The organism is Streptomyces sp. NPDC058457 (genome assembly GCF_042720695.1).
Classification (GTDB): Bacteria; Actinomycetota; Actinomycetes; order Streptomycetales; family Streptomycetaceae; genus Streptomyces.
Genome location: NZ_JBHXLU010000120.1, coordinates 1 through 18,632, shown reverse-complemented (window position 1 = coordinate 18,632; position 18,632 = coordinate 1). Strand labels below are relative to the sequence as shown.

Genomic DNA, 18,632 nt, shown 5'->3' with positions numbered 1-18,632 from the left:
GCCCGGTGGGCTACCACCCTCGCGTGGGGTGCCGGCGGCGCTTGGGCGGTTCGGGGGGGGTGGCGGTGGGGGCCTCGGGTTGGGGGTGGGTGGGGGCGGGGGCGGGGAGTCTCCGTCCTCGGACCGGCGGTGGTGCATCTCGGATTGTGCGGGGCGACGGACGCCGGCCGCTGCGGGCGGAAACTCCCCGCCCCGTCCCCTTGCGAACCATTGCGACAGCCGGCAGCCGCAGCGTCCCGCCCCGACCGTGGTACGGGGTGACTGCAGAGTCCGTCCCGACCGTGGTACGGGGTGACTGCAGCGTCCCGCCCCGACCGCGGCATGGGGTGGCTGCAGCGTCCCGTCCCGATCCTGGCACGGGGTGGCTGCAGCGTCCCGTCCCGATCCTGGCACGGGGTGGCTGCAGCGTCCCGTCCCGATCCTGGCTCGGGGTGACTGCAGCGCTCCGTTTCGGTCCCGGCATGGGTTACTGCAGCGCCCCGTAAGGGGCGCGGGGAACTGCGCGACCAGCCGCGATGGACCCGCAGACGCAATCGGACCGCAGGTGGCAACCCGGATGGCGTCCTCAGAGCCTGCCCAGCACCTGCGCCAGCAGCTCGCCCATCTGCGCCGCCGAGTCGCGGCCCGCCTGGAGGACCTCCTCGTGGTTGAGGGGCTCGCCGGTCATGCCCGCGGCGAGGTTCGTCACCAGGGAGATGCCCAGGACCTCGGCGCCCGCCTCGCGCGCAGCGATCGCTTCGAGGACCGTCGACATGCCCACCAGGTCCGCGCCGATGACGCGGGCCATGCGGATCTCGGCCGGGGTCTCGTAGTGCGGGCCGGGGAACTGCGCGTAGACGCCCTCTTCGAGGCTGGGGTCGATCTCCTTGCACAGGGCGCGCAGGCGGGGGGAGTAGAGGTCGGTGAGGTCGACGAAGTTGGCGCCGATGATGGGGGAGGTCGCCGTCAGGTTGATGTGGTCGCTGATGAGGACCGGCTGGCCGGGGCGCATGCCCTCGCGCAGGCCGCCGCAGCCGTTGGTGAGAATGATCGTCTTGCAGCCGGCGGCCACGGCGGTGCGGACGCCGTGTGCGACGGCGGCGACACCCCGGCCCTCGTAGTAGTGCGTGCGGCCCAGGAAGACCAGCGCGCGCTTGTCACCGGAGGAGTACGAGCGGATCTTGCCGCCGTGCCCCTCCACGGCCGGCGGCGGGAAGCCGGGCAGCTCGGTGACCTGGAACTCGGCGTCGGGGGCGCCCAGGGCGTCGACGGCCGGAGCCCAGCCGGAGCCCATCACGAGGGCGACGTCGTGGGTCTCGGCGCCCGTGAGCTCGCGCAGGCGAGCGGCGGCCGCGTCGGCGGCGGCGTGGGGGTCGCCCTGGATGTCGTCCGGAAGAAGAGATGCGTTCACGCGCATGAGAGTAGCCGGTCTGGGCCTACGCGCGTAGATGACGGAGCTCATGGGATTGCGATCGTTGTCTTGTCGTTTCCGATGAGGGGTGTGACGCGGATAACTTTTGGGTGGGCTGTGGGTGGTCTGTGGGACTTGGCGTCTCAGCAGGGGCGCTTGCGGAGTTCCATCACGTAGTCGTGGGGGGCGCCCGCGGACTCGGCCGCGTCGGCGATCTCGCCCAGGTAGCGGGCGGAGGGCAGGCCGCCCTCGTAGCCGTCGAGGACGTAGAGCCAGGCGGTCTCCTCGCCCTCCAGGGTGTGCACGCGGACCCGGGCGCGGCGGTAGATGCCCATGGCGACGCCCTCCCAGCGGTCCATGGACTCCTCGTCCATCGGGGCGATGTCGTACAGGCCGACGAAGACCTGGGAGACGGGGTCCTCGACGATCGTCGCCAGGGAGCCCTCCCAGCCCATCTGCTCGCCGCCGAAGGTCAGCCGCCATCCGTTCAGCCAGCCGGTGGCGCGCAGGGGGGAATGGGGGGCGCGGCGGGACATCAGCCGCGCGTCGAGATTGCCGGCGTACGCGGCGTAGAGCGACGACATGGAGAGAGGGTACGGCAGGCGTCACGGGTGTCACTCCCGTCCCGGGAGGCGCCGGGCGCGGCCCCCGGGCAATAGCACCTTGAAGCGTGCGGGACAATGGAGTACGTGACTCGGATCGTGATCATCGGTGGCGGACCCGGCGGCTATGAAGCGGCGCTGGTGGCCGCGCAGCTCGGCGCGGAGGTGACCGTCGTCGACTGCGACGGTCTGGGCGGAGCGTCGGTGCTGACCGACTGCGTGCCGTCGAAGACCCTTATCGCTACGGCCGAGGTCATGACGACCTTTGATTCGTCGTACGAAGAGCTGGGGATCATCGTCGCCGACGACACCCCGCCGCTGGAGCAGGCGGCGCGGGTGGTCGGGGTCGATCTGGGGAAGGTCAACCGCCGTGTGAAGCGGCTCGCGCTTGCCCAGTCGCATGACATCACGGCCTCTGTGACGCGTGCCGGCGCCCGGGTCATGCGGGGGCGCGGGCGGCTGGAGGGCATGCAGGCCCTCGACGGGTCCCGCAAGGTCGTGGTCAGCACGGCGGACGGGAGTGAGGAGACGCTCACGGCCGATGCGGTGCTGATCGCTACCGGAGGGCATCCGCGTGAGGTGCCCGACGCCCAGCCGGACGGCGAGCGCATCCTGAACTGGACCCAGGTCTACGACCTCACCGAGCTGCCCGAGGAGCTCATCGTGGTCGGGTCGGGTGTCACCGGTGCCGAGTTCGCGGGCGCGTACCAGGCGCTGGGGTCGAGGGTCACGCTGGTGTCGTCCCGGGACCGCGTGCTGCCGGGCGAGGACCCGGACGCGGCCGCCGTCCTGGAGGACGTCTTCCGGCGCCGCGGCATGAACGTCATGGCGCGGTCGCGGGCCGCCGCCGCCAAGCGGGTCGGCGACCGGGTCGAGGTGACGCTCGCGGACGGCCGGGTGATCAGCGGTTCGCACTGCCTGATGGCCGTCGGTGCCATTCCGAACAGCGCGGGGCTGGGGCTGGAGGGGGCCGGCGTCAAGCTCCGCGACTCCGGGCACATCTGGACCGACAAGGTGTCGCGGACGACGGCTCCGGGGGTGTACGCCGCCGGTGACGTCACGGGCGTGTTCGCTCTGGCGTCGGTGGCCGCCATGCAGGGGCGGATCGCGATGTACCACTTCCTGGGTGACGCGGTGGCTCCGCTGAACCTGAAGACGGTGTCGTCGAACGTCTTCACCGATCCGGAGATCGCGACGGTGGGGTACACGCAGGCGGACGTGGATGCCGGGAAGATCGACGCCCGGGTGGTGAAGCTGCCGCTGCTGCGCAACCCGCGCGCGAAGATGCAGGGCATCCGGGACGGCTTCGTGAAGCTGTTCTGCCGGCCGGGTACCGGGATCGTGGTGGGCGGTGTGGTGGTTTCGCCGCGGGCCTCGGAACTGATCCATCCGATCTCGATCGCCGTCGACAACAATCTGACGGTCGAACAGATCGCGAACGCGTTCACCGTCTACCCCTCTCTTTCGGGGTCGATCGCCGAGGTGGCGCGTCAGCTGCACACGCGGAAGACCGGCAGCGAGCTCTGACGGCCGGAACCGACTCCCCGCTGGTCACGGGGAGTTGCCGGTCATGGGTGCGGCATAGGCGGGGTGGATGGCTCCTATACCACTCCCGACCCTGCTGTGCGAACAACTTCTGCTATTCGGCGCAAACTGCTGAAAGCAGACGGTCGTTGGGGTTACTGTCAGTTTCGTGTTCGCTGCAGAACGTCGCCAATTGATCCTCGAAATGGTGCGAGCGAACGGGGCCGTGTCGCTCCGTGAGCTCGCCCGCGTCGTCCAGACCTCCGAAGTGACCGTACGGCGGGACGTGCGCGCACTGGAGGCAGAAGGACTCCTCGACCGCCGGCATGGCGGTGCGGTATTGCCGGGCGGGTTCACGCGGGAGTCCGGCTTTCCGCAGAAGTCTCATCTCGCGACCGCCGAGAAGACGGCCATCGCCGATCTCGCCGCGGGCCTCGTCGAAGAGGGCGAGGCCATCGTGGTCGGTGCGGGTACCACCACGCAGGAGCTCGCGCGCCGCTTGGCGAGAGTGCCCGGTCTCACCGTCGTCACCAACTCGCTGCTGGTGGCACAGGCCCTGGCCCACGCCAACCGGGTCGAGGTCGTGATGACCGGCGGGACGCTCCGCGGGTCCAACTACGCCCTCGTGGGCTCCGGTGCGGAGCAGTCCCTGCAGGGGCTGCGCGTGTCGAAGGCCTTCCTGTCCGGGAGCGGCCTGACGGCCGAGCGGGGGCTGTCCACGTCCAACATGCTGTCGGCTTCCGTCGACCGGGCGCTGGTGCAGGCCGCCGCGGAGGTCGTGATCCTCGCCGACCACACCAAGCTCGGTACGGACACGATGTTCCAGACCGTGCCGACCGATGTCATCACCCGGCTGGTCACGGACGAGCCGCCGGCCCACGACGACCGTGCGGTCACCGAGCTGCAGGCCCTTGCCGATCAGGGGGTGCAGATCGCCGTGGCCGGGGCGTCGGGAAACCCGGGGGGTGACCAGGTCCCGCCGCGCCAGCAGCATCAGCAACAGCGTCGGGACGTCGCCCTGCCGGGGCCGCGGCGGAGTCAGGGGCCGGGGTTGCGGTCGGCGTCGATGCTGGGAGAGCCGCCGACGGGGGCCGAGCGGGGGCGGGTGGCCGATATGCGGCGGCGGTAAGCCCGCCTGGTCGCCGTAGGGGTGCAGGTGGATGGGCGGGTGCGGGTTGTGTGTGGTTGCTCGCGCCCACGCGGCGGCAGCCGCATATCGATACAGCCCCGAGCCCCTGGGTTTCTAGCGCTTGAGTCCCTTCAAGGTCAGGGTGAGCAAGCGGTTTGCCAGCTCAGGGTCTCCCGGTGACTCCTCCGCTGCCAGGGCGATGGCATGGGTGAGTTGGAGGAGATCGGTGATCTGTACGTCGGCCCGTACCGTCCCCGCCTCCTGAGCTCGGATCAGCAGGGCCGCGCCCGCCTCCCGCATCGGGGTGCCGCAGCGGGACAGGGCCGAGTCCGGGGACGCTGACATCAGGGCCCTCGACAGGCCCCGGTAAGCCGCCGCGTGGACGACCACCTCGTGGAGCCAGGTCAGCAGGGCCTGGCACGGGTGCGGGGCCGTCTGCAACTCGCGGGCCCTGGACAGGAGTTCGTTCACCGCTTCCTCGAAGACGGCGCTCATCAGGGCGTGCCGGGTCGGGAAGTGGCGGTAGAGGGTGCCGATACCCACGCCCGCCCGGCGGGCCACGTCCTCCAGGGAGGCGTCCGTGCCGTGCTCGGCGAAGACGGTGCGGGCCTCGGCGAGCAGCCGGTCGTGGTTGCGGCGGGCGTCGGCGCGCATGGGGCGTTCCACGCTCCAGAAAGTCGGATGCCCGGCGAACGGGTGACGTTCGCCGGGCGATGCCGTACGGGGTGTCGTCAGTCCTTGATCTCGCAGATCACGGCGCCGGAGGTGAGGGACGCGCCGACCTCGGCGGCGAGGCCCTTGACGGTGCCGGCCTTGTGGGCGTTGAGGGGCTGCTCCATCTTCATGGCCTCCAGGACGACGATCAGGTCGCCCTCCTTGACCTCCTGGCCCTCCTCGACCGCGACCTTGACGATCGTGCCCTGCATCGGCGAGGCGAGGGTGTCACCGGAGGCGACCGGGCCGGACTTCTTGGCGGCGCGGCGCTTCGGCTTGGCGCCGGCGGCGAGGCCGGTGCGGGCCAGGGTCATGCCCAGGGACGCCGGGAGCGAGACCTCCAGGCGCTTGCCGCCCACCTCGACGACGACCGTCTCACGGCCGGCCTCCTCCTCGGCCTCGGCGTCGGCCGGGGCGGCGAAGGGCTTGATCTCGTTGACGAACTCGGTCTCGATCCAGCGGGTGTGGACCGTGAAGGGGTCCTCGGAGCCGGTCAGCTCGGGGCCGAACGCCGGGTCGCGGACGACGACGCGGTGGAAGGGGATGGCCGTGGCCATGCCCTCCACCTGGAACTCGTCCAGGGCGCGGGCGGCCCGCTGCAGGGCCTCCGCGCGGGTGCGGCCGGTGACGATCAGCTTGGCGAGCAGGGAGTCCCAGGCGGGGCCGATGACCGAGCCGGCCTCCACGCCCGCGTCCAGGCGGACGCCGGGGCCGGAGGGGGCGTCGAAGCGGGTGACCGTGCCGGGGGCGGGCAGGAAGTTGCGGCCCGGGTCCTCGCCGTTGATCCGGAACTCGAACGAGTGACCGCGCAGCTCCGGGTCGCCGTAGCCGAGCTCCTCGCCGTCGGCGATCCGGAACATCTCGCGGACCAGGTCGATGCCGGCGACCTCCTCGGTCACCGGGTGCTCGACCTGGAGGCGGGTGTTGACCTCCAGGAAGGAGATCGTGCCGTCCTGGCCGACCAGGAACTCGCAGGTGCCGGCGCCGACGTAGCCGGCCTCCTTGAGGATGGCCTTGGAGGCGTGGTACAGCTCGGCGACCTGGGCCTCGGAGAGGAACGGCGCGGGGGCCTCCTCGACCAGCTTCTGGTGGCGGCGCTGGAGCGAGCAGTCACGGGTGGAGACCACGACCACGTTGCCGTGCTGGTCGGCCAGGCACTGGGTCTCCACGTGCCGCGGGCGGTCCAGGTAGCGCTCCACGAAGCACTCGCCGCGGCCGAAGGCGGCCACCGCCTCGCGGACGGCGGACTCGTAGAGCTCCGGGACCTCTTCGAGGGTGCGGGCGACCTTCAGGCCGCGCCCGCCACCGCCGAAGGCCGCCTTGATGGCGATCGGCAGGCCGTGCTCCTCGGCGAACGCCACGACCTCGTCGGCGCCCGAGACCGGGTCCGGGGTACCGGCCACCAGCGGCGCGCCGGCGCGCTGGGCGATGTGGCGGGCCGCCACCTTGTCGCCCAGGTCGCGGATCGCCTGCGGCGGCGGCCCGATCCAGGTCAGGCCCGCGTCCAGGACCGCCTGCGCGAACTCGGCGTTCTCGGAGAGGAAGCCGTAGCCCGGATGGATGGCGTCCGCGCCGGCCTCGCGCGCCGCGTTCAGGACCTTCGCGATGTCCAGGTAACTGGTGGCCGGGGTGTCACCGCCCAGGGCGAACGCCTCATCCGCGGCGCGGACATGCAGAGCGTCCCGGTCCGGATCCGCGTAGACGGCCACGCTCGCGATCCCGGCGTCCCGGCAGGCCCGGGCCACGCGGACAGCGATTTCGCCACGGTTGGCGATGAGCACCTTGCGCACGATTGAGGCTCCCTCCTTGAAACAAGCCGAGTTTAGGGACTGCCGACACGGCACTTCGACCCGTCCCCGGTGGTGAGCTTGCCCACACGGAGCGTGATGCGAGGCTCACCCGACCCGCGAAATCCCTTGTCGCACCTCGGTACGCAGGACTCCTTCGGGAAACCCTAGCTCCGTCGTGTGGTCAAGGTCTCTGTGAGAGCGTGCCGCGCCCCACTCCGTTTCTTTGTTGAGTCCCTACGAATGGCCCAACGTTTCTTTGCTGCCGACCGGACCCTTGTCCCGCGGTTTACCCGTTAGTAGCGTTCGCGATGTCTTGAACGTACTTCAAGTAACACCGGCTCGGTCCGGGCCGTGAACGAAAGTGGGTGGGGACCGGTGGTGCGCAGACCGGTGGCGTGGGTGGTGGCGGTCATACTCTTCGCCGAGGCATTCGGCGTCGCGGCACTCAACTGGTTCATGGGAGTGGTCGTCGACCGGCAGGACATGTCCCTGGCCGGTCTCGACCCGGACAGGATGTCGATGTCCGCGAAGGCGGGCGCCGTCATCTTCGGCCTCTACTTCGCGCTGTGCGGCCTGGTGGCGCTCCTGGTCGCCGTACGCAACCGCGCGCCCGCGGGCCTCGGCCGGGTGCTCCTGGTCAGCGTGGCGGTCGTGCACGGCCTGCTGGGCGCCTTCGCGTGGGGCCTGATCGGCTGGACCGCGTTCCTGTTCATGCTGGTCGTCCTCGCGCTCGTCGTACTGCTGCTGATGACGTACGACCAGGTGGCGGACGCCGCCGGTGGTGCCGGGGCGGCGGGCGGCGACGGGGGCGGGGACGGCGCAGGCTCCGAGAGCGCCCCGGAACCGGAGCCCGAGCCGGAGCCGAAGGCGGAGGCGAAGAACGACACGCCGCCCGCGGCACCGTTCACTCCGCCGGCGCCCACAACTCCGTGATGCCGACGCCGAGCTCCGCCAGCAGTCGGCGGACCAGGGGCAGGCTGATGCCGATCACGTTGCCGTGGTCGCCGTCGATGCCCTCGATGAACGGCGCGCTGCGGCCGTCCAGGGTGAACGCTCCCGCCACGTAGAGGGGTTCGCCCGAGGCGACGTACGTGGCGATCTCCTCGTCGGTGGGCTCGCCGAACCGTACGACGGTGGACGCGGTCGCCGACACCCAGCGCTTGCTCGCCGTGTCCCACACGCAGTGCCCGGTCTGCAGGGTGCCGGCCCGGCCGCGCATCGACTTCCAGCGGGCGGTGGCCTCCTCGGCGTCCGCCGGCTTGCCGAGGGCCTGGCCGTCGATGTCCAGCACCGAGTCGCAGCCGATGACGATCGCGCCCTGGACGTCGGGGCGGGCGGCCACCACGGACGCCTTCGCCTCCGCGAGGGCGAGCGCCAGATCGGCCGGGGTGGGCGCGGTGACGGCCTCCTCGTCGACACCGCTGACGATCACCTCGGGAGCGAGGCCCGCCTGGCGCAGGAGGTTCAGCCGGGCGGGGGACTGGGAGGCGAGGACGAGTCTGCGCATGGGGGCAGCGTATCGGTGTGGGCCGACAGGGGGCTGCTCACCTCACGCCGAGCACGATCATCAGTACGACCATGACCAGGGCCAGGAAGATGCCGAGCCGCCGGAGGGTGTTCTGCATGTCCTGCAGGTCCTTCGGCGGCTCGTCTTCGGGGTCCGACCACAGCATGTCACCAGCGTGGGGCTTGGCCGACGGGGGCGCCTGAGTAGGGGTACTCAAATCGGAGCCCGGGGTTGTACTTCTGTGCGCGGTTCCCCGCGCCCCTGCTCTTTTACCGTCAGCTCGGCCAGTAGGTGCGGGTCCATGCGCTCTGGCCCGGCTGGGGCAGTCGGTGGCGGGCGATGCGGCTCGGGTCGGACCAGGCGGTCCTGGTCGGTGGGGTGTCGGACGGGGCGGCCGCCGCGGCTGCCGCGCGGGCTCTTACGACCGCCAGTGCGGCGGCCAGCTCCTCCGGGGTCGGGTTGCCCCGTATGACCTTGATCGTCACAGCGGCTCCTTACAGGGGGATGTTGCCGTGCTTCTTCGGGGGCAGGGACTCGCGCTTGGTGCGGAGCTGGCGCAGGCCCCGTACGACGTGGCGCCGGGTGTCCGACGGCATGATGACGGCGTCGATGTAGCCGCGCTCGGCCGCCGTGTAGGGGTTGAGGAGGGCGTCCTCGTACTCCTGGATGAGCCGCGCCCGGGTGGCCTCACCCTCTCCCGAGCCCTCCGCCTCCGCGATGGTGCGGCGGTGCAGGATGTTGACGGCGCCCTGGGCGCCCATGACGGCGATCTGGGCGGTGGGCCAGGCGAGGTTGAGGTCGGCGCCCAGGTGCTTGGAGCCCATGACGTCGTAGGCGCCGCCGAAGGCCTTGCGGGTGATGACGGTGATGAGGGGGACGGTGGCCTCGGCGTAGGCGTAGATCAGCTTGGCGCCGCGGCGGATGATGCCGTCGTGCTCCTGGTCGACGCCGGGCAGGAAGCCGGGGACGTCGACGAAGGTGATGACCGGGACGTTGAAGGCGTCGCAGGTGCGGACGAAGCGGGAGGCCTTCTCGCTCGCCTTGATGTCGAGACAGCCGGCGAACTGCATGGGCTGGTTGGCGACGATGCCGACCGGGTGGCCCTCCACGCGGCCGAAGCCGGTGACGATGTTCGGGGCGAACAGGGCCTGCGTCTCGAAGAACTCGCCGTCGTCGAGGACGTGTTCGAGCACCGTGTGGATGTCGTACGGCTGGTTCGCGCTGTCCGGGACCAGGGTGTCCAGCTCGCGGTCCTCGTCGGTGACCGTGAGGTCGGCCTCCTCGGGGAAGACCGGGGCCTCGGAGAGGTTGTTGGACGGCAGGTACGACAGCAGCTGCTTGACGTACTCGACGGCGTCCTTCTCGTCGCCGGCCATGTGGTGGGCCACACCGGAGACGGAGTTGTGGGTCCGGGCGCCGCCCAGCTCCTCGAAGCCGACGTCCTCGCCGGTGACCGTCTTGATGACGTCCGGGCCCGTGATGAACATGTGGGACGTCTGGTCGACCATGACCGTGAAGTCGGTGATGGCCGGGGAGTAGACCGCGCCGCCGGCGCAGGGGCCGACGACGAGCGAGATCTGCGGGATCACGCCGGAGGCGTGGGTGTTGCGGCGGAAGATCTCGCCGTAGGCACCGAGGGAGGCGACCCCCTCCTGGATCCGGGCGCCGCCGGAGTCGTTGATGCCGATGACCGGGCAGCCGGTCTTCAGGGCGAAGTCCATCACCTTCACGATCTTCTGGCCGTAGACCTCGCCGAGGGCGCCGCCGAAGACGGTGAAGTCCTGCGAGAAGACGGCGACGGGCCGGCCGTCGACCGTGCCGTACCCGGTGACGACGCCGTCCCCGTAGGGGCGGTTCTTCTCCAGTCCGAAGTTGGTGGAGCGGTGCCGGGCGAACTCGTCCAGCTCGATGAAGGAGCCCTCGTCGAGGAGCAGCTCGATCCGCTCACGGGCCGTCAGCTTGCCCTTGGCGTGCTGCTTTTCGACCGCGCGCTCCGAACCGGCGTGTGTCGCTTCATGGACACGGCGCTGGAGATCCGCGAGCTTCCCCGCGGTCGTGTGAATGTCGATCTCTTCCGGCTCGGACATCGGGATGCGGCTCCCTGCCTGCTCAAAAGGGGGGACGGTTACTCATCCGTAGCGTAGTGGGGCGCCTACCAAACGGCAGTGCGGCGTACAACACACCTAGGGTGGCTTGCATGACGCCGCGAGATGCAGCAGATGCGAACAACAATCGTTGGTCCGACCTGGACCGTCCACCGCTGAACCCGGCGGGGCTGCGCAAGGCCCTGGTGCGGGACGGCGGCCAGGGGGGCCTGTACCGCGACATCGAGGTCGTGGACCGCACCGGCTCCACCAACTCCGACCTCGTGGCGCGGGCCGTCGCGGGGGACGCCGACGAGGGTGCGGTGCTGGTCGCCGAGGAGCAGACGGCGGGGCGGGGCCGGCTGGACCGGCAGTGGACGGCGCCGCCGCGCTCGGGCCTGTTCTTCTCGGTGCTGCTGAAGCCGGCCGAGGTGCCGGTGGCCCGCTGGGGCTGGCTGCCGCTGCTCACCGGGGTGGCGGTGGCGACGGGGCTGGCGAAGGCGGCGGGCGTCGACACGGCGCTCAAGTGGCCGAACGACCTCCTGGTCACCGTGGGTGACGCGGAGCGCAAGGCCGGGGGCATCCTCGCGGAGCGGGCCGGCGACGACGCCGTGGTGGTCGGCGTCGGCATCAACGTCACGCTCCGGGCGGCGGAGCTGCCGGTGCCGCAGGCCGGGTCGCTGGCGCTGGCCGGGGCGGTGAGCACGGACCGGGAGACGCTGCTGAGGGCGGTCCTGCGGTCCCTGGAGGACTGGTACGGGCGCTGGCGCGGGGCAGGCGGCGATCCGGCCGCGAGCGGGCTCCAGGAGGCCTACGCGGCGGGGTGCGCGACGCTGGGGCGCTCGGTCCGGGCGGAGCTGCCCGGGGACCGGTCGCTGGTCGGGGAGGCGGTGGCGATCGACGGCGACGGGCGACTGGTGATCGCGACGGGGGAGGGCGTCCAGGAGCCGGTGGGAGCGGGGGACATCGTGCACCTGCGGCCGGCGTGAGGGCGGGTGCGGGTGGGCTGGGGCCGGGGGGTGGGGCGCTTACCGGCGCTTGCAGGGTGCCGCTGGGTAGCTGAAAAAGGGGCGGCTGGGCAGCGCCCCGTCAGGGGCGCGGGGAACTGCGCGACCAGCCCCCACGCACCTGCAGCCGGGGACGAAGCAGCGCCTCGCATCTCCTCAAGTCGGCTTACCTCACGAAGTGAGCTACCGCACAGCTGCCGTAGAGTTGAGGCCGGTCGGTATGCGACCGCGGTAGATCGGAAGGGCAGCAGGCGTGACCGTCGACGACACGGGCTCCGGCGCGGGCGCGGACGCCGCCGACTCCGGCGAGGATCCCCTCGCGCTGCGTCTCGAAGGCCTGATCCTCGGGGCCGAGCGCCGCTACACCCCCTTCCAGGCGGCCCGCAGCGCCGGTGTCTCCATGGAGCTGGCGTCGCGGTTCTGGCGGGCTATGGGCTTCGCCGACATCGGGCAGGCCAAGGCGCTGACGGAGGCCGACGTGCTGGCCCTGCGCCGGCTCGCCGGCCTCGTCGAGGCGGGGCTGCTCAGCGAGGCCATGGCCGTGCAGGTGGCGCGGTCGACGGGGCAGACCACCGCCCGTCTGGCGGAATGGCAGATGGATTCCTTCCTGGAGGGCCTGACCGAGCCCCCCGAGCCGGGCATGACCCGCACCGAGGTCACGTACCCGATCGTCGAACTGCTCCTGCCCGAGCTGGAGGAGTTCCTCGTCTACGTCTGGCGCCGCCAGCTCGCCGCCTCGGCCGGCCGGGTCGTGCAGGCCACCGACGACGAGGAGATGGTCGACCGCCGCCTCGCCGTCGGCTTCGCCGACCTCGTGGGCTTCACCCGGCTGACCCGGCGCATGGAGGAGGAGGAACTCGGCGAGCTGGTCGAGGCCTTCGAGACCACCGCCGCCGACCTGGTGGCGGCCCGTGGCGGCCGGCTCATCAAGACCCTCGGCGACGAGGTCCTGTACGCCGCCGACGACGCCGGTATCGCGGCCGACATCGCGCTGCGCCTGGTCGAGACCATGGCGAACGACGAGACGATGCCGGAGCTGCGCGTCGGCATGGCCTTCGGCACGGTGACCACCCGAATGGGCGATGTCTTCGGTACGACCGTGAACCTCGCCTCCCGCCTCACCTCGATAGCGCCGCGCGACGCCGTGCTCGTCGACAGCGCGTTCGCGGAGGAGCTGATCCGGGTGGGGGAGGCGCCGGCCTCGGAGGCGGCCGCCGCAGAGGAGGCGGCGACCGCCGAGAAGGAGGGCGAGGAGCCCCCGTCGTACCGCTTCGCGCTCCAGCCGATGTGGCAGCGCCCGGTGCGTGGCCTGGGGGTCGTGGAGCCGTGGCTGCTCACCCGGCGGGACGGGGCGTCACCGTCCTGACCCCTCGCCGGTGCACCGTCACAGCGCGGCCAGGCGTGCCTCCTCGACGGGTGCCGGGTCGTACCGGAGCAACCCGGGCGGGACGTCGTAGGGGGCGGTCCACCACCCGGGAACGTGGCCGTCGGGGTAGTGCTCGAAGGTCCGGCACACCGAGCACCACTCCCACAGTCGTCCGCGGCCGCTGAACGGAACCCCCCGGAAGACCTTCGCCTCGTCGTCCTCCAGCAGGTACCAGCGATGCAGCGCACGGGCGCCGCACACCGGACACGGGCTGTCGAGGTCCGGGCCGGTCCAGACCTCGTTGAACACCTGCCGCCAGGCCCGGTGCTCCTCGGAGTCCGTCTCCCGCCATACCGTCGGCTCGTTCATCTGTTCCCTTCGATCCAGTCCTCCGGGGCGTTGCCCGAGCCGTACGGGGTGCAGTCGTCCAGCGAGTCGCCGTCTCCGTGCTCCTCGCCCTCGAAGGTCCCGTGCTTCAGGAAGTAGCGGGCCTGGCGCAGCTCATGGGCGATCGTATTGGCCGCGGTCGCGTCGTCGAGGACGCCGTCCGGACCGACCCGGATCAGGTTCCCGCCGTCCGCGGCTCTCGTGACGGCGGTGGGAGGAGGGTCGGTCGACGGGCGTCCCTAGGGGCCGACGCACAGGCCGATGATCGGGACGCAGAGGTCGGAGTGGGCGGGGGCGGAGGGCTGGGGTGTGGGGGTGGGGGTGGGTGTGGCGGCGGGTGTGGTCCGGGGCGGTGTCTGGTTCGGCCGTGGGTCGGTCGAGGGGGCCGGTGCGTTCGGGGACTCGGGAATGGTGGTCGTGCCCGGGGCGGCTTGTGCGGCGGCCGGGGTCGTGGCCGGCGGGGGTACGAGGGTGGAGGCCGCCGTCGGTGTCGTACTCGCCCCGCCCGTCAGCGAGGCCGGCGAGGCGCTCACCCGGGGGATGGCGGTGGCGGTGCCGGTGGCGACCGTGGCGGCGGCGGGGGCCGAGCGGTCCGTCCCCGTGCCCGGATCCAGCCGGGGTTCGGCCTCGGCGGCGCCGGGGCCGCCGACGCCCGGATGGACGCCCACCCGGACGAGGCTCAGGGCGCCGGCGGCCAGCGCGATCCCGCCCGCGACGAGCAGGACCCTGTGGGGGCGGGGGCGGCGATGCCGGCCTCGGGGGCGGGGGGTGAAGAGGCGCGGGCCGGTCGGGGCGGTGTCCGTGGCGGGCCGGGCCGTGGGTGCCCGGTCGGTCCGTGCCGTCGGCTGCGCGGTGTCCGTGGCCGACGGCTTCGGTACCGGCCCTGTCGGCTCCGTGGCCGCGAGGTCGGTGTCTCGCGTCGGCTGCGTCGACGTCTCGGTCATCACGATCCCTCCCCGATGCGCTCGCGCCCCCTATGCGCCGTGGCGAGCGCACGTTATGCGCTCCCATGGGGCGTGCGCCGGAAGTCTCCCGGGATGTCACTCGAACGAGGGTGTCCAGGCAGGCCGGTGCCCCTTTCCCCCGGCCTGCCCCGGCTGCGATGATCGGGGAGTTAACAGGCGTTAACGCATTGGCGGGTCGAGCGGAGGGTGACATGAGCGGGAGCGAGGAGCGGTACGGGGAGTTCGTGCTGGTACGGCGGCACGGACACGTCGCGGAGCTCGTGCTGGACCGGCCCAAGGCGATGAACGCGGTGTCGATGGCGATGGCGCGCTCGGTCATCGCCGCGTGTGCCGCGCTCGGCGGCGACCGGGACGCGCGCGTGGTGGTGGTGACCTCGTCGCACGAGCGGGCGTTCTGCGTCGGCGCCGACCTGAAGGAGCGCAACGGGATGAGCGACGCGGAGCTGCTCCGGTCCCGTCCGCTGTCGCGCGGCGCGTACACCGGCGTGCTGGAGCTGCCGATGCCGACGATCGCCGCCGTGCACGGCTACGCGCTCGGCGGGGGCTTCGAGCTGGCGCTGTCCTGCGATGTGATCGTGGCCGACGGTACGGCCGTGGTGGGCCTGCCCGAGGTGTCGGTGGGCGTGATTCCGGGCGGTGGCGGCACGCAGCTGCTGCCCCGCCGGGTCGGCGCGGCCCGCGCCGCCGAGCTGGTCTTCTCGGCGCGCCGGGTGGAGGCGCCGGAGGCGCGTGCGCTGGGCCTGGTCGACGAGCTGGTGGAGGCGGGGCAGGACCGGGAGGCGGCGCTGGCGCTGGCGGCCCGGATGGCGGCGAACTCGCCGGTGGGGCTGCGGGCGGCGAAGCGGGCGCTGCGGCTGGGCCATGGGCTGGACCTGCGGACGGGGCTCGAGGTCGAGGACGCGGCGTGGCGGACGGTGGCGTTCTCGGGGGACCGGGCGGAGGGGGTGGCGGCGTTCAACGAGAAGCGGTCGCCGCAGTGGCCGGGGGAGTGAGGTGCGGCTGGGCTGGGGCGGGGGTGGGGACGCTTACCGGCGCTTGCAGGGTGCCGCCCGCGCCCACCCGTGCCGCCCCAGCGGCACGACTGCCCGCGGCTGGGGAGATGCGGCGGGCGAAGCGCCCCTTTAGGGGCGCGGGGAACTGCGCGATCAGCCCCCACCGGGCCGCAGCCCGCGACGATGCACCGGCCCCGCAACACCTGTTCGCCGTACCAATGTCCCGAATGTGCAAAATAATCCCTAACCTGGAGTGATGGGTGAGGACAACCGGCTCGCTGCCGTCGTGGCGCTGGCGCAGGGCATGGCTGCGGCTCACACCCCACGTGAGTGCTGGCACGCCGCCGCGGCCGGCGCCTGCCGTGCCCTGGACGGCAGCTTCGCCGCGCTCTCCGTCTGGGAGCGCGAGCTGGGCCGGCTGCGGGTCCTCGTGAACGTCGGGGAGCGCGCCCTGGACGAGGAGGAGTTCCCGGAGGCCGAGGCCTATCCGGTGCACCAGTTCCCGGAGATCACCGAGTTCCTCCACGAACGCTGGGCGGGCGGCGGCGGCCCCAACGCCTGGGTCGAGACGGCCGAGGGCACCGCCGCCGGCCGCCCCGGCTACTCCCACCAGCGCGTCGCCGCCCTGCGCCGCCGGGGTCGCGGCTGCTGCCTGGTCGCCCCGGTCGTGCTGCGCGGCAGGGCCTGGGGCGAGCTGTACGTGGCCCGCGCCGCCCGCGCCCCCGTCTTCGGCCGTGCCGACGCCGACTTCGCGACCGTCCTGGCCTCCGTCGTCGCCGCCGGGATCGCGCAGACCGAGCAGCTGGAGGAGGCCCGCCGGCTCGCGTACACCGACGCGCTGACCGGGCTCGCCAACCGTCGTGCCGTCGACGTACGCCTCGACGAGGCGATCGAGCGGCACCGCGCGGACGGGGCTGTGGTCAGCCTCGTCGTCTGTGACCTCAACGGGCTCAAGAAGGTGAACGACACGTGCGGGCACGCCGTCGGCGACCGTCTCCTCGAACGCTTCGGCTCGGTCCTGTCGCTGTGCGGGGCGATGCTCCCCGGTGCGCTCGCCGCGCGGCTCGGCGGGGACGAGTTCTGTCTGCTGGCGGTCGGCCCGCCGGCCGACGACGTGGTCAAGGCGGCCGACGAACTCTGCCGCCGGGCCGGGGAGTTGGAACTGGGCGAGGGGGTCGCGTGCGGCGTCGCCTCGACCGCGGACCCGATCGGGCCGGTGCGCTCGGCCCGCCGGCTGTTCCGGCTCGCCGACGCGGCCCAGTACCGGGCGAAGGCACTGCGCGCGGACCGGCCGGTGGTGGCCGGGCGGGAGGGGCCGGACGACCCCGTCGTACGGCTGGCCGACGCGCCGCCTCCGGAGCGGGCCGAGCGGCGGAGCTTCCGCGGGCGCCGGGGGCTGTGACATGCGGGCTGTGACGTACAAGTAAGGGTCAACCCCGTACCCCACTAGTGACAGCAGCCGCATTCAATGCGTACGCTCCTGAATATGGATATGCACACTGTGGTGGTGGGGACGACCGGTGTCACCGCGTCCGACGTTCTCGCCGTGGCGCGCGGCGGCGCCCGGATCGAACTGTCGGCGGAGGCGGTCACGGCGCTGGCGGCGGCCCGCGAGATCGTGGACGCGCTGGCGGCCAAGCCGGAACCGGTCTACGGCGTCAGCACCGGCTTCGGCGCCCTCGCGACCCGGCACATCAGCCCGGAACTGCGGGCTCAGCTGCAGCGCAACATCGTCCGCTCGCACGCCGCCGGCATGGGACCGCGGGTCGAGCGCGAGGTCGTCCGGGCCCTGATGTTCCTGCGCCTGAAGACCGTCTGCTCCGGCCACACCGGTGTGCGCCCCGAGGTCGCCCAGACCATGGCCGACGTGCTGAACGCCGGCATCACCCCGGTCGTGCACGAGTTCGGCTCGCTGGGCTGCTCCGGGGACCTGGCCCCGCTCTCCCACTGCGCCCTCACGCTCATGGGCGAGGGGGACGCCGAGGGCCCCGACGGGGTCGTCCGGCCCGCAGGCGAGCTGCTCGCCGAGCACGGGATCGCCCCCGTCGAACTGCGCGAGAAGGAGGGGCTCGCGCTCCTCAACGGCACCGACGGCATGCTCGGCATGCTGGTCATGGCCCTTGCCGACCTGGACATGCTCTACAAGTCCGCCGATGTCACGGCCGCGTTGAGCCTTGAGGGGCTGCTCGGGACCGACAAGGTGCTCGCGCCCGAGCTGCACGCCATCCGGCCGCACCCGGGGCAGGGCGACAGCGCCGCCAACATGCTCGCCGTGCTCCAGGGCTCCCAGCTGACCGGGCACCACCAGGACGACGCGCCGCGCGTCCAGGACGCGTACTCGGTGCGGTGTGCTCCGCAGGTCGCCGGGGCCGGGCGGGACACGCTGGCGCATGCGCGGCTGGTCGCCGAGCGGGAGCTGGCGTCGGCCGTCGACAACCCGGTCGTACTGCCCGACGGGCGGGTGGAGTCGAACGGCAACTTCCACGGGGCGCCGGTCGCCTACGTCCTCGACTTCCTCGCCATCGCCGTCGCCGACCTCGGGTCCATCGCCGAGCGGCGGACGGACCGGCTGCTGGACAAGAACCGCAGCCACGGTCTGCCGCCGTTCCTCGCGGACGACGCGGGCGTCGACTCGGGGCTGATGATCGCCCAGTACACGCAGGCGGCGCTGGTGAGCGAGCTGAAGCGGCTTGCCGTTCCGGCGTCGGCCGACTCGATTCCGTCCTCGGCGATGCAGGAGGACCACGTGTCGATGGGGTGGTCGGCCGCGCGCAAGCTGCGGACCGCGGTGGGCAATCTGACGAGGATCATCGCCGTCGAGCTGTATGCGGCCACCCGGGCCGTCGAGTTGCGGGAGGGTCTGGCACCGGCACCGGCCTCGCGGGCGGTGATCGATGCGGTGCGCTCCGCGGGGGTGCAGGGGCCTGGGCCCGACCGGTTCCTCGCGCCGGATCTGGCGGCTGCGGAGGAGTTCGTGCGGGGCGGGGGCGTTGTCGCTGCGGCGGAGAAGGTGACGGGGGCGTTGCGGTAGTCGCTTGGCCGCGGGGGCGTGGGGGCTGAGCGCGCAGTTCCCCGCGCCCCTTGGTTTCTCCCCCGTGCCCTCTTCCAGAAGCGCGGGGCATGTGGCGCCCCCAAGATGCGCAGTTCCCCGCGCCCCCGAAGGGGCGCGGGGAAC

18 protein-coding genes are annotated in these 18,632 nt (G+C 72.3%); 8 read left to right on the top strand and 10 right to left on the bottom strand.

Annotated elements, in window-relative coordinates; all coding sequences use genetic code 11:
* Positions 1 to 565: 565 nt before the first annotated feature.
* Positions 566 to 1,390: a purine-nucleoside phosphorylase gene (locus ACFWPS_RS48740; protein WP_383719416.1), complete on the bottom strand. Its 825-nt coding sequence runs from the start codon at positions 1,388 to 1,390 to the stop codon at positions 566 to 568.
* A 143-nt stretch (positions 1,391 to 1,533) separates the two neighbouring features.
* Positions 1,534 to 1,974 carry a gamma-glutamylcyclotransferase gene (locus ACFWPS_RS48735; RefSeq protein WP_217551155.1) on the bottom strand — a complete coding sequence of 147 codons (441 nt, stop codon included), beginning with the start codon at positions 1,972 to 1,974 and terminating at the stop codon, positions 1,534 to 1,536.
* 96 nt (positions 1,975 to 2,070) lie between these two features.
* Here ACFWPS_RS48735 and ACFWPS_RS48730 point away from each other — a divergent pair, with 96 nt between their 5' ends.
* Positions 2,071 to 3,519, top strand: coding sequence for an NAD(P)H-quinone dehydrogenase (locus ACFWPS_RS48730; protein WP_383719413.1), 1,449 nt, complete (start codon positions 2,071 to 2,073; stop codon positions 3,517 to 3,519).
* A 190-nt stretch (positions 3,520 to 3,709) separates the two neighbouring features.
* Positions 3,710 to 4,645 carry a DeoR/GlpR family DNA-binding transcription regulator gene (locus ACFWPS_RS48725; protein ID WP_383719465.1) on the top strand — a complete coding sequence of 312 codons (936 nt, stop codon included), beginning with the start codon at positions 3,710 to 3,712 and terminating at the stop codon, positions 4,643 to 4,645.
* Between the two features lie 114 nt (positions 4,646 to 4,759).
* Here the strand turns inward: ACFWPS_RS48725 and ACFWPS_RS48720 are convergent, their stop codons facing one another.
* The gene (locus tag ACFWPS_RS48720; RefSeq protein WP_383719410.1) at positions 4,760 to 5,299 is read right to left on the bottom strand and encodes a TetR/AcrR family transcriptional regulator; all 540 of its coding nucleotides are present in this window, start codon (positions 5,297 to 5,299) and stop codon (positions 4,760 to 4,762) included.
* A 77-nt stretch (positions 5,300 to 5,376) separates the two neighbouring features.
* Positions 5,377 to 7,149, bottom strand: a complete 1,773-nt coding sequence (locus ACFWPS_RS48715) for an acetyl/propionyl/methylcrotonyl-CoA carboxylase subunit alpha (RefSeq protein WP_383719408.1) — start codon at positions 7,147 to 7,149, stop codon at positions 5,377 to 5,379.
* A gap of 375 nt (positions 7,150 to 7,524) precedes the next feature.
* Between ACFWPS_RS48715 and ACFWPS_RS48710 the strand changes: the two genes are divergently transcribed.
* Positions 7,525 to 8,082: a hypothetical protein gene (locus ACFWPS_RS48710; RefSeq protein WP_383719462.1), complete on the top strand. Its 558-nt coding sequence runs from the start codon at positions 7,525 to 7,527 to the stop codon at positions 8,080 to 8,082.
* Here ACFWPS_RS48710 and ACFWPS_RS48705 read toward each other — a convergent pair.
* From ACFWPS_RS48705 to ACFWPS_RS48690, 4 genes are all read right to left on the bottom strand, one after another.
* A complete protein-coding gene (locus ACFWPS_RS48705; RefSeq protein WP_383719405.1) occupies positions 8,054 to 8,656 on the bottom strand; it encodes a Maf family protein in 603 nt (200 codons plus the stop codon). The two genes, ACFWPS_RS48710 and ACFWPS_RS48705, sit on opposite strands and share 29 nt — an antisense overlap.
* A 37-nt stretch (positions 8,657 to 8,693) precedes the next feature.
* Entirely contained in the window at positions 8,694 to 8,822 is a 129-nt protein-coding gene (gene mmpB / locus ACFWPS_RS48700) for a morphogenic membrane protein MmpB (RefSeq protein ID WP_089099171.1), read from the bottom strand.
* A 109-nt stretch (positions 8,823 to 8,931) separates the two neighbouring features.
* The gene (locus ACFWPS_RS48695) at positions 8,932 to 9,141 is read right to left on the bottom strand and encodes an acyl-CoA carboxylase epsilon subunit (protein ID WP_383719402.1); all 210 of its coding nucleotides are present in this window, start codon (positions 9,139 to 9,141) and stop codon (positions 8,932 to 8,934) included.
* A 9-nt stretch (positions 9,142 to 9,150) separates the two neighbouring features.
* Complete coding sequence (locus ACFWPS_RS48690) at positions 9,151 to 10,743, bottom strand: acyl-CoA carboxylase subunit beta (RefSeq protein ID WP_383719399.1); 1,593 nt, start codon at positions 10,741 to 10,743, stop codon at positions 9,151 to 9,153.
* Between the two features lie 110 nt (positions 10,744 to 10,853).
* On the opposite strand from ACFWPS_RS48690, the gene ACFWPS_RS48685 reads away from it, so the two are divergent.
* Together ACFWPS_RS48685 and ACFWPS_RS48680 are read left to right on the top strand one after the other, a co-directional pair.
* Positions 10,854 to 11,729, top strand: a complete 876-nt coding sequence (locus ACFWPS_RS48685; protein WP_383719396.1) for a biotin--[acetyl-CoA-carboxylase] ligase — start codon at positions 10,854 to 10,856, stop codon at positions 11,727 to 11,729.
* A gap of 271 nt (positions 11,730 to 12,000) precedes the next feature.
* Positions 12,001 to 13,113, top strand: coding sequence for an adenylate/guanylate cyclase domain-containing protein (locus ACFWPS_RS48680; protein ID WP_383719393.1), 1,113 nt, complete (start codon positions 12,001 to 12,003; stop codon positions 13,111 to 13,113).
* A gap of 18 nt (positions 13,114 to 13,131) precedes the next feature.
* On the opposite strand, the gene ACFWPS_RS48675 is transcribed toward ACFWPS_RS48680, so the two are convergent.
* Positions 13,132 to 13,482, bottom strand: coding sequence for a hypothetical protein (locus tag ACFWPS_RS48675; RefSeq protein WP_383719391.1), 351 nt, complete (start codon positions 13,480 to 13,482; stop codon positions 13,132 to 13,134).
* Between the two features lie 257 nt (positions 13,483 to 13,739).
* A complete protein-coding gene (locus ACFWPS_RS48670) occupies positions 13,740 to 14,444 on the bottom strand; it encodes a hypothetical protein (RefSeq protein WP_383719388.1) in 705 nt (234 codons plus the stop codon).
* A gap of 212 nt (positions 14,445 to 14,656) precedes the next feature.
* On the opposite strand from ACFWPS_RS48670, the gene ACFWPS_RS48665 reads away from it, so the two are divergent.
* The 3 genes from ACFWPS_RS48665 to hutH all read left to right on the top strand — a co-directional run bounded on the left by ACFWPS_RS48665 (position 14,657) and on the right by hutH (position 18,488).
* Positions 14,657 to 15,457 (top strand): enoyl-CoA hydratase/isomerase family protein, encoded by an 801-nt coding sequence (locus tag ACFWPS_RS48665; protein WP_383719385.1) that lies wholly within the window; start codon positions 14,657 to 14,659, stop codon positions 15,455 to 15,457.
* 256 nt (positions 15,458 to 15,713) lie between these two features.
* Complete coding sequence (locus tag ACFWPS_RS48660; RefSeq protein ID WP_383719382.1) at positions 15,714 to 16,859, top strand: diguanylate cyclase domain-containing protein; 1,146 nt, start codon at positions 15,714 to 15,716, stop codon at positions 16,857 to 16,859.
* A gap of 90 nt (positions 16,860 to 16,949) precedes the next feature.
* Complete coding sequence (gene hutH, locus ACFWPS_RS48655) at positions 16,950 to 18,488, top strand: histidine ammonia-lyase (protein ID WP_383719459.1); 1,539 nt, start codon at positions 16,950 to 16,952, stop codon at positions 18,486 to 18,488.
* Positions 18,489 to 18,632 lie beyond the last annotated feature (144 nt).

Coding starts and splice junctions, on each gene's coding strand:
- mmpB (WP_089099171.1), bottom strand. CDS start 8,822: ATGCTGTGGTCGGACCCCGAAGACGAGCCGCCGAAGGACCTGCAGGAC.
- ACFWPS_RS48705 (WP_383719405.1), bottom strand. CDS start 8,656: ATGCGCAGACTCGTCCTCGCCTCCCAGTCCCCCGCCCGGCTGAACCTC.
- ACFWPS_RS48730 (WP_383719413.1), top strand. CDS start 2,071: ATGGAGTACGTGACTCGGATCGTGATCATCGGTGGCGGACCCGGCGGC.
- hutH (WP_383719459.1), top strand. CDS start 16,950: ATGCACACTGTGGTGGTGGGGACGACCGGTGTCACCGCGTCCGACGTT.
- ACFWPS_RS48675 (WP_383719391.1), bottom strand. CDS start 13,482: ATGAACGAGCCGACGGTATGGCGGGAGACGGACTCCGAGGAGCACCGG.
- ACFWPS_RS48690 (WP_383719399.1), bottom strand. CDS start 10,743: ATGTCCGAGCCGGAAGAGATCGACATTCACACGACCGCGGGGAAGCTC.
- ACFWPS_RS48665 (WP_383719385.1), top strand. CDS start 14,657: ATGAGCGGGAGCGAGGAGCGGTACGGGGAGTTCGTGCTGGTACGGCGG.
- ACFWPS_RS48685 (WP_383719396.1), top strand. CDS start 10,854: ATGACGCCGCGAGATGCAGCAGATGCGAACAACAATCGTTGGTCCGAC.
- ACFWPS_RS48720 (WP_383719410.1), bottom strand. CDS start 5,299: ATGCGCGCCGACGCCCGCCGCAACCACGACCGGCTGCTCGCCGAGGCC.
- ACFWPS_RS48670 (WP_383719388.1), bottom strand. CDS start 14,444: ATGACCGAGACGTCGACGCAGCCGACGCGAGACACCGACCTCGCGGCC.
- ACFWPS_RS48735 (WP_217551155.1), bottom strand. CDS start 1,974: ATGTCGTCGCTCTACGCCGCGTACGCCGGCAATCTCGACGCGCGGCTG.
- ACFWPS_RS48660 (WP_383719382.1), top strand. CDS start 15,714: ATGGGTGAGGACAACCGGCTCGCTGCCGTCGTGGCGCTGGCGCAGGGC.